This is a genomic window from Nocardia sp. NPDC049526, assembly GCF_044465765.1.
Taxonomy (GTDB): Bacteria; Actinomycetota; Actinomycetes; order Mycobacteriales; family Mycobacteriaceae; genus Nocardia.
On sequence record NZ_JBITMA010000018.1, the window covers coordinates 131,097 to 144,829 of the forward strand.

Below are 13,733 nucleotides of genomic sequence, written 5' to 3' on the forward strand. Positions count from 1 at the left end.
GACGTGATGGACGCTGTGTTCATGGTTCGCTCGCTGCGCTCGCTCACTGGTGGCTCTCCTTGTCGGCGTGGTCGTCGAACAGCCCGAACCATCGCGCCGCCGTGTCCATATCCTTGTCGCCGCGCCCGGACAGATTGACCAGGATGATCGCGCCCTTGCCGAGTTCCTTGCCCAGCTTCATCGCACCGGCCACCGCATGCGCGGATTCGATCGCCGGGATGATGCCCTCGGCGCGGCTGAGCAGCAGCAGCGCGTCCATCGCCTCGGTATCGGTGATCGGCTGGTATTCGGCGCGACCGATGTCCTTGAGGTAGGCATGTTCGGGACCGACGCCCGGATAGTCCAAACCGGCCGAGATCGAATGCGATTCGATGGTCTGGCCGTCCTCGTCCTGCAGCAGATACGAGTACGCGCCCTGGAACGCGCCGGGGGTGCCACCGGTGAAAGTCGCGGCGTGCCTTCCGGTTTCGACGCCGTCGCCGGCCGCCTCGTAACCGATCAGCCGCACGCCGGGATCGTCGATGAAGGGATGGAAGATGCCGATGGCGTTGGAGCCGCCGCCGACGCAGGCCGTGACCGCATCGGGCAGGCGCCCGGTGAGCGCCTGGACCTGGGCGCGGGCCTCCAGCCCGACGATGCGCTGGAGATCGCGCACCATCATCGGGAACGGATGCGGACCCGCGGCGGTGCCGAAGCAGTAATAGGTGGCGTCGGCATTGGTGACCCAGTCGCGCAGCGCCTCGTTGATCGCATCCTTGAGGGTCTGCGAACCAGTCCGCACCGAGATCACCTCGGCGCCGAGCAGCCGCATGCGCGCCACATTCAGCGCCTGGCGAGCGGTATCGACCGCACCCATATAGACGACGCATTCGAGGCCGAGCAGTGCGCACGCGGTCGCGGTGGCGACGCCGTGCTGACCTGCGCCGGTCTCCGCGATGACCCGGGACTTGCCCATGCGCTTGGCGAGCAATGCCTGGCCGAGCACGTTATTGATCTTGTGCGAACCGGTGTGGTTCAGATCCTCGCGCTTGAGAATGATGCGCGCACCACCGGCGTGCTCGGCGAGCCGCAGACATTCGAAGATCGGCGACGGGCGACCGGTGTAGTCGCGCTGCAGCCGGTCCAGTTCGTCGAGGAAGGCGGGATCGAAGCGGCACTTCTCGTATTCGGCCGTGACCTCCTCGATCACCGCCATCAGCGCCTCGGGCACATGCCTGCCGCCGTAGACGCCGAAGTGGCCGCCTGGATCCGGCTCGTGGTCGCTGCGCTCGTGGACACCGTCGGAAGCCTTGGGCAGTGCCGTCACGACTCCGCCTCGCCGGCGCTCGGCTTTGTCGTGCCCGCACCGGCCGCTGTGTCGATGGTTCCCTCGCTTCGCTCGCTCACTCTCGTCACCGACCCCGCCGCGCGGGCTTCGGGCAGGACGGATGGGTGCCCGCGGTCACCAGTTCGGAGACGGCCGCGCGCGGGTCGCCACTGGTGACCAGCCCCTCACCGACGAGCACGGCATCCGCACCGGCACCGGCATAGGCCAGCAGGTCCGCGGTGCCGCGGATACCGGATTCGGCGATGCGGATGACCTCGGTGGGCAGACCGGGCGCGATGCGTGCGAAGACATCGCGATCCACCTCGAGGGTCTTGAGGTTGCGGGCGTTCACGCCGATCACGGAGGCACCGGCTTCGAGGGCGCGGTCGGCCTCTTCCTCGGTGTGCACCTCGACCAGGGCGGTCATGCCGAGCGATTCGGTGCGGTCGATCAGCGAGCTCAGTACGTCCTGTTCCAGGGCGGCCACGATGAGCAGGATGACGTCCGCGCCGTGTGCGCGGGCCTCGTGGATCTGGTAGGGCCCGACGACGAAATCCTTGCGCAGGATCGGGATGTTCACGGTGGCGCGGACCGCGTCCAGATCGTCGAGCGACCCATGAAAGCGACGGCCCTCGGTGAGCACGCTGATGATGCGCGCTCCGCCGTCCTCGTAGGACTTGGCCAGGCTCGCCGGGTCCGGGATATCCGCGAGCTCCCCCTTCGACGGGCTGGCCCGCTTGACCTCGGCAATGACGCCGATGCCGTCTTCGAGGAGCGCGGCGCGGGCGTCCAGCGGCGCGGGCACCGCGGCCGCGGCCGCCTTGATCGCCTGGAAGTCCAAAAGGGCTTCCCGAGCGGCCACATCCGCGCGGACCCCGTCGAGAATCGAGTCGAGTACCGTCATCTGGCTCGAATCCTTTCTGGGGAGACGGACTTGCTGCCTGAGAATCCCCCCAGGCGCTGTCTCACCGATGCTGACAAAGAATAAATGGCTGCTTGTGGCGCAACTGCGCCGGGGTTTGTAGTCACCTGCTCAGACACCTCGATGCCCTTGTTTCCCCTGATCATGATCGGCGGAATCGTCGGCGGCCGAAGTGGGCCGACTCGCTTCCTCGGTCGGGTCGGTCCCCGCGTCCAACGCATCCCAGAGCACGCGCTCGGAAAGCTGACCCGTATCGCCGGCCGCCGCGTCGGTGCGCTGACGCGTCACCTGTTCGGTGGCGGCGGCCCTGCGGAAGACCGGATTGTCGTACTTGCCGGACAGGCGGACGGCGTCCTCGGGCATACGGGCCAGCAGGACACCGGCCACAAAGGCCGCCAGCGCTCCCAGCAGCGAAAGTACGGCCGGGAACTGGGAAGTGACCACCTCGGTGACCGTTGCGCGGCCGGGCAGCTCCGCCAGGGTGGCGGCACGGGCCGCGGTCGCGCCGGATCCGGTCAGGAGAGCGAAGGCCGGAACGGCCGTCACCGCGGCGACCAAACCGATCAGGACGCCGAACATGCGCCGCAACCAGCCGCGGGTCGCCAGCACCGCGGCGATGGCGGCCAGCAGTACCAGAGCCAGTGGAGTCAGCGCACCGAACCAGACACCGCCGTTCAGTTTGTCGGTGCGCGGTTCGGTCAGCCCGTCGGTGGACGAGACAGTCACCCACGTCATCCGGGAGGAGCCCCACAGCGCCGCAGCGGCGACGGCGAGCAGGACGATCGCGCCGACCGGATATCTACGCTTCGGGGGATGTGCGTCCGCCGGGGTGGTCGGACCGGTATCGGCGGGTTCCGAATCGGTCATTCCGCGCCGCCGTCCGCAGGTGCGCTATACGCCCGAACGGTTTTCGCGGCCGCCACCGCCCGCAGCACCGCCATGGCCTTGTTGCGGGATTCGACGTCCTCGTAGTCCGGATCCGAATCCGCGACGATGCCGGCACCCGCCTGCACATAGGCGATACCGTCCTTCAACAGTGCGGTGCGGATGGCGATCGCGGTATCCGCATCGCCCGCGAAGTCGAGATAGCCGACGACGCCACCGTAGACGCCGCGGCGGGTGGGTTCGAGTTCCTCGATGAGTTCCATCGCACGTACCTTCGGCGCACCGGACAGCGTGCCCGCGGGGAAGCAGGCGTTGACCGCGTCGAGTGCGATCTTGCCCGGCGCGAGGCGGCCGGAGACCGTCGAGACCAGATGCATGACGTGGCTGTAGCGCTCGATATGCCGATACTCGGTGACCCGCACCGTGCCCGGCTGGCAGACGCGGCCCAGATCGTTGCGGCCGAGGTCGACGAGCATCAAATGCTCGGCGTTCTCCTTCTCGTCGGCCAGCAGTCCCTTCTCCAGCAGCAGATCGTCCTCCTCGGTGGCGCCACGCCACCGGGTGCCCGCGATCGGATGTGTCGTCGCCACCCCCTCTTTCACGGTCACCAGCGATTCCGGGCTGGAGCCGACGATGGAGAATGCCGTGCCGCCGTCGCCGTCCGGGATGTGGATCAGGTACATGTACGGGCTCGGATTGGCGGCGCGCAGCATCCGGTAGAGGTCCAAAGGCGCGCCGTCGTAATCCATTTCGAAGCGCTGCGAGAGCACGACCTGGAAGGCCTCGCCCGCCTCGATCTCCTTGACCAGGCGGCGCACGCCCGCACCGAATTCTTCGGTGGTGCGGCGGCGGATGTACTCCGGGTCGGGCTGATCGAAGACCGACACCGTCGACTCCGAGGACGCGGCCAGCGCGGCGGTCATCCGGTCCAGCCGGGCCACCGCATCGTCATAGGCTTCGTCGACCCGTTCGGCGGTGCCGTTCCAGTTGACCGCATTGGCGATGAGCGTGATCGCGCCCTCGTGGTGATCGAAGGCCGCGAGATCGGTGGCGAGCATCAGCACCATCTCGGGCAGCCGCAGATCGTCGGCGGCGAGGGTGGGCAGCCGCTCGATCCGGCGCACCGCGTCGTAGCCGAGATAGCCGACCATGCCGCCGGTCAGCGGGGGCAGACCGGGCAGCCGCTCGGTCTGCAGCAACTGCAGGGTTTCGCGCAGCGCAACCAGCGGATCGCCACCGGAGGGCGCGTCCACCGGGGTGTGCCCGAGCCAGGCCGCTTCACCGTCGACAACCGTCAGCGCGGACGGGCTGCCCGCGCCGATGAACGACCAGCGCGACCAGGACCGCCCGGTCTCCGCGGACTCGAACAGAAAGGTACCGGCCCGATCCGCGGCCAACTTGCGGTACGCCGACAGTGGAGTTTCGGAGTCCGCCAGCACCTTTCGGGTCACGGGGACCACCCGATGCTCCGCGGCCAGTTGGTGGAACTGTTCGCGGGTCGTGGTGGTGGGAGTGGACGCGCCAGGCATGTGTCCATCATCCCAGGCGGCACCGACAGCCTTGTCGGCGCGTCCCATCCTCCTGAACCGACTGTCCGGTTCCGACGTGCTGCAGGCGCTGGTGACAGCCGTCACTACACTCGCCCCGTTCGATCTCAAACGCGGTATCCATTTCGGGAGGAGACAACTGATGTACCCCTCGCAACCTGGTGCGCCGGACGGGCGGCACGCCGTCGGCTCCGGCCTGCCCGGTCAACCCCCTCGGATGGTCGGCCTGCATTCGATGGGCGGATCACCGAGTTCCAACCAAGTGAACGCCCTAGCTTCCTTCGTCACCTACGTGAAAGCGCTGGAAGCCCTGGACAAGCACCATTTTCCGGATGAATACGCCACCCACAGCGACCGGATCAGGGAACTCAGGCCGCTCCTGCGCGCGCACGGAATTCTCGATGTCATGGAGATCAAAAATCCCGAGGTCGCCGCTCTCATCGGCGCTTAGTCGCGATAAGAACCCGTCATTCCGGTCTCTGGCGTGACGAGGACCGAGCGCGGGGGCGGCAAACCGACCTCGCGCCCGGTACTGTCCCCACTATGCAGACAGGTCAGCTCGCTCCCGAATTCGAGCTTCCCGATCAATCCGGCACCTCACGTTCGCTCGATGCGCTGCTCGCGAACGGTCCGCTGGTGTTGTTCTTCTACCCCGCCGCGAATACGCCGATCTGCACGGCGGAGGCTTGCCACTTCCGTGATCTGTCCGCCGAATTCACGGCGCTGGGCGCATCGTGCGTCGGCATCAGCACCGACGGTGTCGATACCCAGGCCGGATTCGCCTCCAAACAGAACCTCGGATACCCGTTGCTGTCGGATGCCGACGGCAAGGTTGCCTCGGCGTTCGGGGTGAAGCGCGGACTGCTCGGCAAGCTCGCACCGGTCAAGCGGCAGACTTTCGTGATCGACCGGGATCGCAAGGTCGCCAAGGTGATCACCGGCGAGTTGCGGTCCGATGTGCACGCGGACGAGGCGCTGAAGTTCCTGCGCGAGCGCGCTATGCAGTAGCCCTGTTCGCGAACACGCGCTAACCACCGCGAAAAACGCCAGGTCTATCGCCATTGATCTCCTGGTTGCCCGGCATACGCTGGATTCATGACTTCGAGCGAGGTTCGGCCGGACGGGCAGAAATCCACGCTGGCCACGTGGCGCACCCGGATCATCGGCGCACTGGCGGTCATCGCCGTACTGATCATCGCCTACTTCATTCTGGCGGCGTTCATTCCGCGCTGGTGGGCGCAGCGCATCGCCGAGCTGGTGAGCGGCAGTTTCAGCAAGGGCATCGGCTGGGGTCTGGTGTACGGCTTGCTCTGCACCGCCATACCGCTGCTCCTGCTGTTGTTCGCTGCGCTGATCTGGAAGCGGCGAGCCGGAAAGTTCGTCGCGGGTGCTGCCGCGTTGCTCGCGGTAATCGTCGCGATTCCGAATCTGATGACACTCTCGATCGTGCTCGGCGGGAGTAGTGCCGCACATGCCGGCGAACGAATTCTGGACGTCGACGCGCCCGCCTTCCGTGGCGCGTCACTGGTAGGCGCCATCGTGGCGGTCGCGATTTTCCTCGCCGCTTCGGCCCTGATCAGCCGGCGATGGTGGCGGCGCAGGCATCCCGGCAAGCAGGCGGTACCGACGCCGCCCGCCGCCACTCCGCAAACGCCGACGGTCACCTAGGACAGGTAGCCGACACACCATCCGGCTCTGTGAGTGACCTCACGTCGCGAACCAAGTCCATGACGGTCGAGCGAAGTCGTGGCAAACTCATTGACGCGAGTGACCGTGAACATGCTTTTCGTTAATCGCTAGGTTCGCTGACAATAAGACGTCACTTGGCTCGAAAGAAGGCACCCAGTGACGAAGTGGCTCAACCCGGACGAACAACGAGCTTGGCACGCGATCGTAGCGCTGATGACACGTCTACCAGGCGCTTTGGACACCCACCTGCAGCGCGAATCCGGGGTGACGCATTTCGAATACTGGGTGCTCACGCTGTTATCCGAGGAGCCCGGCCATCGGCTACAGATGAGTGAGCTTGCCCACAAAGCAAATGCATCGCTATCGCGACTGTCCCATGTGGTGTCGAAGCTGGAGCGAATGGGCTGGGCGCAACGGTCAGCAACCATCGGCCGCCGCGGCGTGCAGGCGGTGCTCACCGACGACGGCTACTCGAAGGTGGTCGAGGCGGCGCCCGGTTATCTGGATGCGGTGCGGCAGTTGGTATTCGATGGTCTCGACGCCGAACAGACTGCGCAACTCGCCGACCTCAGCGAACTGCTCGTCAGGCAGCTCGGCGACACTCTGAGCCAGTCCAACAGCAGGTCGGCGCCGGTCGAGGAGCGCGGCGAGCAGCCGAATTCTTAGCAGGTCCGGCTCAGCTGTCGGCGAGCAGCAGGTCGGAGTCGAAGCAGGTGTGCGTGCCGGTGTGGCAGGCCGCGCCCTCCTGGTCGACGACGAGCAGAATGGTGTCGCCGTCGCAGTCGAGGCGGACCTCGTGCACGTACTGGGTGTGGCCGGAGGTTTCGCCCTTGACCCAGTACTGCCGGCGCGACCGCGAATAGTAGGTCGCCTTGCGGGTTTCCAGCGTGCGGGCCAGTGCCTCGTCGTCCATCCAGGCAACCATCAGCACATCGCCGGTGCCGCGCTCCTGCGCGACCGCGGCGACGAGTCCGGCGTCATTGCGCTTGAGCCGGGCGGCGATGGCGGGGTCGAGAGTCATATCACCGTTATACAGGGGGCTCCCCGCCGGAACACATCGTGTAGTGCCGAAACACCACCCGCCGCGACAGTTCCTACTCCTCCGGCAGCGGAATCAGTTCGAGATGTTCGGCGACAGGCTTTTTGGCGCAGGCGGCCCTGCCGGTGACCAAGTTCACCCCACCCCGGTGGGCAACCAGCCATTTGCCACAGACACAACGCAGATAACGAACCGAACCATGTGTCGACACCAGCATCGGCGATGACCAGGAGCATGCGGGACACGTGGCGGACATGGTCGCTAAGCCTGGGTAACTGTCGAGCAGATAGCAATCACCGCCCCGGCGTGGCGGCCGAACTCTCCGAAGAAAATTCAAAGCCGCGCGAGTGCGATTCAGCTCCCGAGGACCTGTCAGGCACGCCGACGATCAGCCTCGGAAACCAAATCCGGTTGGGCCACAACGACATCGGTGGAACCCTCGACCGCGGCGAGCATCGGCGTTACGGCACTGAGGGTTTCACCGCTGGATTCCACCGGAGGCTGTCGCATATCTGCTGAGAATTTCCAGGGGCTATACCTTGTTCGAGGCAGCCGCTGTTTCTTCGTGAGCGCCGGGGCGCGGGCTAGCGGACGATGATTTGTTCGGCGCGCATGGCGGCTTTTACCTGCGGGATGGTGAGGTCGCCGAAGTGGAAGACGCTGGCGGCCAGGACTGCGTCTGCGCCGGCTTGGACGGCGGGGGCGAAGTGTTCGACGGCGCCCGCGCCGCCGCTGGCGATCACCGGTATCGTGACCGCTTCGCGGACGGCCTTGATCATGGGCAGGTCGAAGCCTGCCTTGGTGCCGTCGGCATCCATCGAGTTGAGCAGGATCTCGCCGACACCGAGTTCGGCGCCGCGCACGGCCCATTCGATGGCGTCGATGCCGGTGCCGCGCTTGCCGCCGTGTGTGGTGACCTCCCAGCTGGACGGGGTGTCGGGCTGGCCGTCCGGAACGGTACGGGCGTCCACCGACAGCACGATGCACTGGGAGCCGAAGCGCTCCGACATTTCCCGCAAGACTTCGGGGCGCGCGATGGCGGCGGTATTGACCGAGACCTTGTCCGCGCCCGCGCGCAGCAGCCGATCGACATCCTCGACCGTGCGTACGCCGCCGCCGACGGTAAGCGGGATGAAGATCTGCTCGGCCGTGCGGGTCACCACATCGATCATGGTGCCGCGGTCGCCGGTGGAGGCGGTGACGTCGAGGAAGGTCAGCTCGTCGGCGCCCTGCAGGTCATAGGCGGCGGCGAGTTCGACGGGATCGCCCGCATCACGCAGGTTTTCGAAGTTGACGCCCTTGACCACCCGGCCCGCGTCGACATCCAGGCACGGAATCACGCGTACCGCCAACGTCATCGGCTCACCCTTCTTCGAATCTTGCTGTGTTCACCCACCCCGCCGGCTCCGCCGGCTGCCATCCCCTGTGTTTCGTGCACAGCCTCACGCATCATCGGCGACCGTGCAAATCATTTCGAGCAGTTCCTCGTGCACCCCCGGCGCAGCGGCCAGCACCGAACCCGAGGTGATGGTCCACGGATCCCCCGCCAGGTCGGTAACCACACCACCTGCCGCGCGCACCAGCGCAACGCCCGCGGCGTTGTCCCACGGATGGTGCCCGAAGACGATCGCGCCGCCGAGCACGCCCGATGCGGTGAACGCGAGGTCGATCCCGGTGGAGCCGTGCATGCGCACCCGCGACGAGAGCCTGCTCAGCGGACCGAGCAGGTCGAAACGGAACCGGCCGGGAATGCGTCCGGCGGAGTCCACATTGAACGCGCCGAAGCCGATCATCGCCTCGCCGAGCTTCCCGTGCGGCAGGCGTGGCAGCGGTTCGCCGTTGAGCAGCACCGGACCGTCGACGGCCGCCGAATAGCGCTGGCCGAGCAGCGGCAGCCAGGTCAGCCCGAGCAGCGGCTCCCCTTCGTGCACCAGCGCCAGCAGCATGCCCGAAAGAGGATGTCCCGATGAGTAATTGAAGGTGCCGTCGATCGGATCGAGCACCCACGCGGTCCCCGATGTCAGCTGCGGACCGCCGAATTCCTCACCGTGCACCTCGATCCCGGTGCGCTGCTCGAGCTGTGCGGAGATGGTGCGCTCCAATTCCAGATCGAGTTCGGTCGCGAAGTCGTTGCGGCCCTTGGCCACCGCGCTCGGCGCGCCGACCCCCTCGATGAAACGCGGGCTTGCCGCGTCGAGGATTTCGCCGGCGACGTCGAGCAGGGCCGGTAGTTCGGTATCGAGGCGGTTGGCGGTCATCGAATCGTCAGCGGACCGCGGCCAGCGCCTCGGGCAGCGTGAAGCGGCCCGCGTACAGCGCCTTACCGACGATCGAACCCTCGACACCCTCGGGCACCAGTTCGGCGATGGCGATCAGATCCTCGATGGTGGAAACGCCGCCGGAGGCGATGACCGGCGCGTCGGTGGCCGCGCAGACTTCACGCAGCAGATCCAGGTTGGGGCCGGTGAGGGTGCCGTCCTTGGTCACGTCGGTGACCACGTAGCGCGAGCAACCGTCACGCTCGAGGCGTTCGAGCACTTCCCACAGATCACCGCCGTCGCTGACCCAGCCGCGGCCGCGCAGCCGGTGTTCGCCATCGATGATCCGCACATCCAGGCCGACGGCGATGCGCTCACCGTGCTTGGCGATGGCGCGGGCACACCACTGCGGATCCTCCAGCGCGGCGGTGCCGAGGTTCACCCGGGCACAGCCGGTACCCAGCGCGGCCTCCAGGGATTCGTCGTCGCGGATGCCGCCGGACAACTCCACCTTGACATCGAGTTCGCCGACGACCTTGGCCAGCAGTTCACGATTGGAACCACGGCCGAATGCCGCGTCCAGATCGACCAGATGCACCCACTCCGCACCGGCTTCCTGCCAGGCGAGTGCCGCGTCGCGCGGGGAGCCGTAATTGGTTTCGCTGCCCGCCTCCCCCTGAACCAGGCGCACGGCCTCTCCATTGGCGACATCGACAGCAGGTAGCAGCACAAGACTCACGGATGCAGTTTAGTTGCTCGCTCCGCGCTCCCTACCCCCGGCCTGCGGAAATAGCGGCGCGATCACCCTTGCACATGATCATCGAGGATCCGACTGAGCAGCCGGACCAGTTCGCGGCGCTCGGCGACGGAGAGGGCGGTGAGCAGATCGTCCTGGGCGCCTTCGATTCGCTGGTCCAGTTCGTCCAGGTGGCGGGTGCCCGCCTTGGTGATGGTGACGATATTGCGGCGGCGGTCGCTCGGATCCGGGGTGCGTTCGATCAGACCGCGCTCTGCCAGATCGTTCAATGCGGCGACGATATCGCTGCGGTCGATGCGGGTGCGACGGCCGAGATCGGCCTGGCTGGCGGGGCCGAACTCGCCGAGCGTGGCGAGCAGGGCGTAGTGGTAGCGGCGGGATCCGGTGGCTTCGAAGGCACGCTCGGTCGCCCGGTTGGCGAGGATGGCCACCTGGTTCACCAGTCGGGTGGGCAGGACGCGCAGCCTGCCCGGGGTGTCCTCGTGCGCTATCTCCATGAGAGCAATGTAGCAAGACTTGTTGGTGTAACCCACGATCTGTTATCGTTGGACTTGCCAACGTTGGAGCAACCAACGTTTAGTTCGAAAGGGTCGACCAATGAGCAAGATCCGCCGTTTCCTCCCGCTCGCCGCGCTGCCGCTGGCGCTGCTCACCGCCTGCACCACCACCAAGGACGACACGCTCCAACTCCGCGAACTCGTGGACCGCAACGAGATCACCGGGCTGGTCAACCAATTGGGCCGCACCTTGGACGAAGGCCGCTTCGATGACTTCCGCACGATCTACACCGCCGACGCGACCGCGAAAACCCCCGGCGGCCGGGCCGAGGGTCGTGCTGCGCTCATCGCGCAGGCGAGCCGGAACCACTCCGATGACAAGCGCATTCAGCACTTCATCACCAATGTGATAATCGACCTGCACGGCGATGCGGCCGAGGTGCGCGCGAATCTCATCGCTACCTTCGCGCCGGCCACGACCGCCGTATCGGAGCCGCAGTACACCCTCGGCGAGGTCTACCGCTTCGACGCGGTTCGCACCGCGGAGGGCTGGCGGCTGTCGCGGGTGGAGACGACGCCGCTGTGGTCCACGGGCACCCGCCCCTGAGCCAGCCGCTCGAACCGCGCGTCAACCGTGGCGAGAACCCGTGTGCGATAACAACTCAGCGTGGCGGCGACCGCGAATGCCGCGGTCGCCAGCGCCGCCGCAATCCGAACCCACTCGCCTACCTGGAATTCGGTTGCCGCACTCTCGATTTCGGCGAGACTGTGCCGGGAGCGTTCGTCGAACAGAATCGTCGCGCGAGGCCACAGGTACAGGATCGACAGCAAGAACTGGCCACTGATGAGAGAAATCATCGATGCGCCAACCCATCCCCGTGCGAGGCGATACCGGACCGCTGCAGCACAGGCGACCAGCGCGCACACCGTCAGCACCCCGCCGAGCGGGCGCATCACATCACCGACCGCGACCTCACTCATGAACTGCTGGGTCTGCGTCAGCGATTCGGGCACATCACGAAAGATATTGGGATACAGCATGATCGTCTCGGTGAGGGCGGCAGCGAACGCGAAGCTCGCGACCGCGGCATAGACCCCGATGACGGTCAGCGGAACCGTGACGGATTTCATTGCGACCTCCCTGCCACGACAGTAGGTCCGCACTCCGGCATGGCGGATCAGGACGCATCCCCCATATCCCCGGCCTCCAGCTCAGGGTCTACCCGGAGAGCCGCCGACTACCTGTGCTTCCCGCATCCGACGGCTTCCGATACGCACCGCATTGGATGCACGTCATCCTCGGCCTCTCCCGGCCTATACGGTTGTTGGCGAAGTTGCCGCCGGACTATGTGAGGGGGATCGGTCATGGGCAAGCAAAATCGTCGACGGCGCTCGGAAGAGCACGCCGCCAAGAGGTCCGCATCCTGGTCTGCGCAGTCGAGTGGGCCACGGGATTCCGAGCAGATCGCGAACGCGATCATGGCCACGGCAATGGAGACCGCTCAGGGCAATGCACGCGCCGCTGAGCAATTCGCACAACAGCTCGTCGGTCGCGATCTGCTGACGAACGAGCAGGCGGACGGCGCGCACCTGGCGGCACAGCACATTATCGGCCGAATCTTTCAATACGGCTGGCTTCCGGAAGACATCCACCAGGTCGCGCGCCGACGCGTGGACCAGTTCGCGATCGCGCTACTCATCGATGTCATGGCCGCCTACGTCCGGCCTTTCGCGCCGGGATCAATCGATGAGACCTGGCAGTTGCAGCTCGCCGAGCTGGGAGCAGACATCTGGTGGTCCGCGGCCGAACCGCACCTCGGCCAGTGGGCCGCGAAGCAACTGCTGACTGCGGCAGAGGCGGTAACGACTGTGGTCGAGGCACTTGCGATGCTGATCCGACTACCCGAGCTGGAACTGATCCGCCCCTTGCCCGGCACCGCACGACCGCAAGCCGCAGCTCACCACCACACCGTCGACGCCAAGGTCCTGAGCCGGGTCCGCGGACTGCTCGCGAAGGCCGAGTCGACGTCATACCCCGAAGAGGCGGAGGCACTTTCGGCCAAGGCCCAGGAGCTGATGACCAAATACGCGCTCGATCGGGTACTCATCGATGCGGACAACGCCGTACCCGATCTGCCCGGCGCGTGCCGGATCTGGTTGGACACCCCCTATGTCGACGCGAAAGCGCTGCTTGTCGATGTGGTCACCAAGGCCAACCGGTGCCGCGCGATCTTTGCCTCGGCATTCGGCTTCATGACAGTCGTCGGTGACGAAAGCGACTTGGAGGCAGTCGAATTGCTGACGACCTCGTTGCTCGTTCAGGCCACCCGGGCGGTGATCGCCAGCGGCAACGAATCCAAGCGCAGCGCCGATGCAAGAAGCCGCGCATACCGCAAGTCATTCCTTATCGCCTATGCAACGCGCACCGGTGAGCGACTCGAAGAAGCGAATGAGACGACGATTGCGGAATCCACGGATCCGGCGCGTTTGCTTCCGGCGCTCCGCTCCCACCAACACAAAGTGGATGAGGCGTTCGACGCGCTGTTCCCAACTATCCGAGACCGGGGGATTTCCATCGGCAACGCCAATGGTTGGGCGGCGGGGCGTGCCGCAGCTGACAGCGCCCAGCTACAGGCTCGCCGTCCGATCAAGAAGTAGCTCACGCCCGATGCACTGAAATACATTGCGGGGGCTCTGATACGCAAAAAGGCCCCCAACTGGTGTTGGGGGCCTTTCGCAAGGATGTTCCGGCGGTGTCCTACTCTCCCACACCCTGTCGAGTGCAGTACCATCGGCGCTGGTGGCCTTAGCTTCCGGGTTCGGAATGGGACCG

General features: G+C 66.1%; 17 protein-coding genes and 1 rRNA gene. 6 read left to right on the forward strand and 12 right to left on the reverse strand.

Features of this window, described 5'->3' with window-relative positions; genetic code table 11:
* Nucleotides 1–43 precede the first annotated feature (43 nt).
* The 4 genes from trpB to ACIBW7_RS38060 all read right to left on the reverse strand — a co-directional run bounded on the left by trpB (nt 44) and on the right by ACIBW7_RS38060 (nt 4,642).
* Nucleotides 44–1,306 (reverse strand): tryptophan synthase subunit beta, encoded by a 1,263-nt coding sequence (gene trpB / locus ACIBW7_RS38045; RefSeq protein ID WP_397055097.1) that lies wholly within the window; start codon nt 1,304–1,306, stop codon nt 44–46.
* Nucleotides 1,307–1,391: 85 nt separating this feature from the next.
* A complete protein-coding gene (gene trpC / locus ACIBW7_RS38050) occupies nt 1,392–2,210 on the reverse strand; it encodes an indole-3-glycerol phosphate synthase TrpC (RefSeq protein ID WP_387295612.1) in 819 nt (272 codons plus the stop codon).
* A gap of 129 nt (nt 2,211–2,339) precedes the next feature.
* The gene (locus ACIBW7_RS38055; protein ID WP_397055099.1) at nt 2,340–3,095 is read right to left on the reverse strand and encodes a TIGR02234 family membrane protein; all 756 of its coding nucleotides are present in this window, start codon (nt 3,093–3,095) and stop codon (nt 2,340–2,342) included.
* Entirely contained in the window at nt 3,092–4,642 is a 1,551-nt protein-coding gene (locus ACIBW7_RS38060) for an anthranilate synthase component I (RefSeq protein ID WP_397055101.1), read from the reverse strand. Before ACIBW7_RS38060 ends, ACIBW7_RS38055 begins: the two co-directional genes overlap by 4 nt.
* A 76-nt stretch (nt 4,643–4,718) precedes the next feature.
* On the opposite strand from ACIBW7_RS38060, the gene ACIBW7_RS38065 reads away from it, so the two are divergent.
* From ACIBW7_RS38065 to ACIBW7_RS38080, 4 genes are all read left to right on the forward strand, one after another.
* On the forward strand, nt 4,719–5,111 hold the full coding sequence (locus tag ACIBW7_RS38065; protein ID WP_397055103.1) for a hypothetical protein: 393 nt from the start codon (nt 4,719–4,721) through the stop codon (nt 5,109–5,111).
* A 92-nt stretch (nt 5,112–5,203) separates the two neighbouring features.
* Nucleotides 5,204–5,668: a peroxiredoxin gene (locus ACIBW7_RS38070; protein ID WP_397055105.1), complete on the forward strand. Its 465-nt coding sequence runs from the start codon at nt 5,204–5,206 to the stop codon at nt 5,666–5,668.
* An 87-nt stretch (nt 5,669–5,755) separates the two neighbouring features.
* Nucleotides 5,756–6,328, forward strand: coding sequence for a permease (locus ACIBW7_RS38075; RefSeq protein ID WP_397055107.1), 573 nt, complete (start codon nt 5,756–5,758; stop codon nt 6,326–6,328).
* A 234-nt stretch (nt 6,329–6,562) separates the two neighbouring features.
* Nucleotides 6,563–7,015, forward strand: a complete 453-nt coding sequence (locus ACIBW7_RS38080) for a MarR family winged helix-turn-helix transcriptional regulator (RefSeq protein ID WP_397055109.1) — start codon at nt 6,563–6,565, stop codon at nt 7,013–7,015.
* Nucleotides 7,016–7,025: 10 nt separating this feature from the next.
* On the opposite strand, the gene hisI is transcribed toward ACIBW7_RS38080, so the two are convergent.
* From hisI to ACIBW7_RS38110, 6 genes are all read right to left on the reverse strand, one after another.
* On the reverse strand, nt 7,026–7,370 hold the full coding sequence (hisI, locus tag ACIBW7_RS38085; protein WP_397055111.1) for a phosphoribosyl-AMP cyclohydrolase: 345 nt from the start codon (nt 7,368–7,370) through the stop codon (nt 7,026–7,028).
* 390 nt (nt 7,371–7,760) lie between these two features.
* Nucleotides 7,761–7,898: a hypothetical protein gene (locus ACIBW7_RS38090; RefSeq protein ID WP_397055113.1), complete on the reverse strand. Its 138-nt coding sequence runs from the start codon at nt 7,896–7,898 to the stop codon at nt 7,761–7,763.
* A 74-nt stretch (nt 7,899–7,972) separates the two neighbouring features.
* Nucleotides 7,973–8,746 carry an imidazole glycerol phosphate synthase subunit HisF gene (gene hisF / locus ACIBW7_RS38095; protein WP_397055115.1) on the reverse strand — a complete coding sequence of 258 codons (774 nt, stop codon included), beginning with the start codon at nt 8,744–8,746 and terminating at the stop codon, nt 7,973–7,975.
* Between the two features lie 84 nt (nt 8,747–8,830).
* Nucleotides 8,831–9,646 carry an inositol monophosphatase family protein gene (locus tag ACIBW7_RS38100; protein WP_397055117.1) on the reverse strand — a complete coding sequence of 272 codons (816 nt, stop codon included), beginning with the start codon at nt 9,644–9,646 and terminating at the stop codon, nt 8,831–8,833.
* 7 nt (nt 9,647–9,653) lie between these two features.
* The gene (gene priA, locus ACIBW7_RS38105) at nt 9,654–10,385 is read right to left on the reverse strand and encodes a bifunctional 1-(5-phosphoribosyl)-5-((5-phosphoribosylamino)methylideneamino)imidazole-4-carboxamide isomerase/phosphoribosylanthranilate isomerase PriA (protein ID WP_040688875.1); all 732 of its coding nucleotides are present in this window, start codon (nt 10,383–10,385) and stop codon (nt 9,654–9,656) included.
* Between the two features lie 62 nt (nt 10,386–10,447).
* Nucleotides 10,448–10,900, reverse strand: coding sequence for a MarR family winged helix-turn-helix transcriptional regulator (locus ACIBW7_RS38110; protein WP_397055120.1), 453 nt, complete (start codon nt 10,898–10,900; stop codon nt 10,448–10,450).
* Between the two features lie 100 nt (nt 10,901–11,000).
* Between ACIBW7_RS38110 and ACIBW7_RS38115 the strand changes: the two genes are divergently transcribed.
* Nucleotides 11,001–11,507 carry a nuclear transport factor 2 family protein gene (locus ACIBW7_RS38115; protein ID WP_397055122.1) on the forward strand — a complete coding sequence of 169 codons (507 nt, stop codon included), beginning with the start codon at nt 11,001–11,003 and terminating at the stop codon, nt 11,505–11,507.
* On the opposite strand, the gene ACIBW7_RS38120 is transcribed toward ACIBW7_RS38115, so the two are convergent.
* Nucleotides 11,417–12,031, reverse strand: coding sequence for a hypothetical protein (locus tag ACIBW7_RS38120; protein ID WP_397055124.1), 615 nt, complete (start codon nt 12,029–12,031; stop codon nt 11,417–11,419). The genes ACIBW7_RS38115 and ACIBW7_RS38120 overlap by 91 nt on opposite strands.
* Nucleotides 12,032–12,265: 234 nt before the next feature.
* Between ACIBW7_RS38120 and ACIBW7_RS38125 the strand changes: the two genes are divergently transcribed.
* Nucleotides 12,266–13,558, forward strand: a complete 1,293-nt coding sequence (locus tag ACIBW7_RS38125; RefSeq protein ID WP_397055126.1) for a DUF2786 domain-containing protein — start codon at nt 12,266–12,268, stop codon at nt 13,556–13,558.
* A gap of 87 nt (nt 13,559–13,645) precedes the next feature.
* On the opposite strand, the gene rrf is transcribed toward ACIBW7_RS38125, so the two are convergent.
* Nucleotides 13,646–13,733: ribosomal RNA gene (gene rrf, locus ACIBW7_RS38130) — 5S ribosomal RNA — on the reverse strand; the annotation flags it as partial.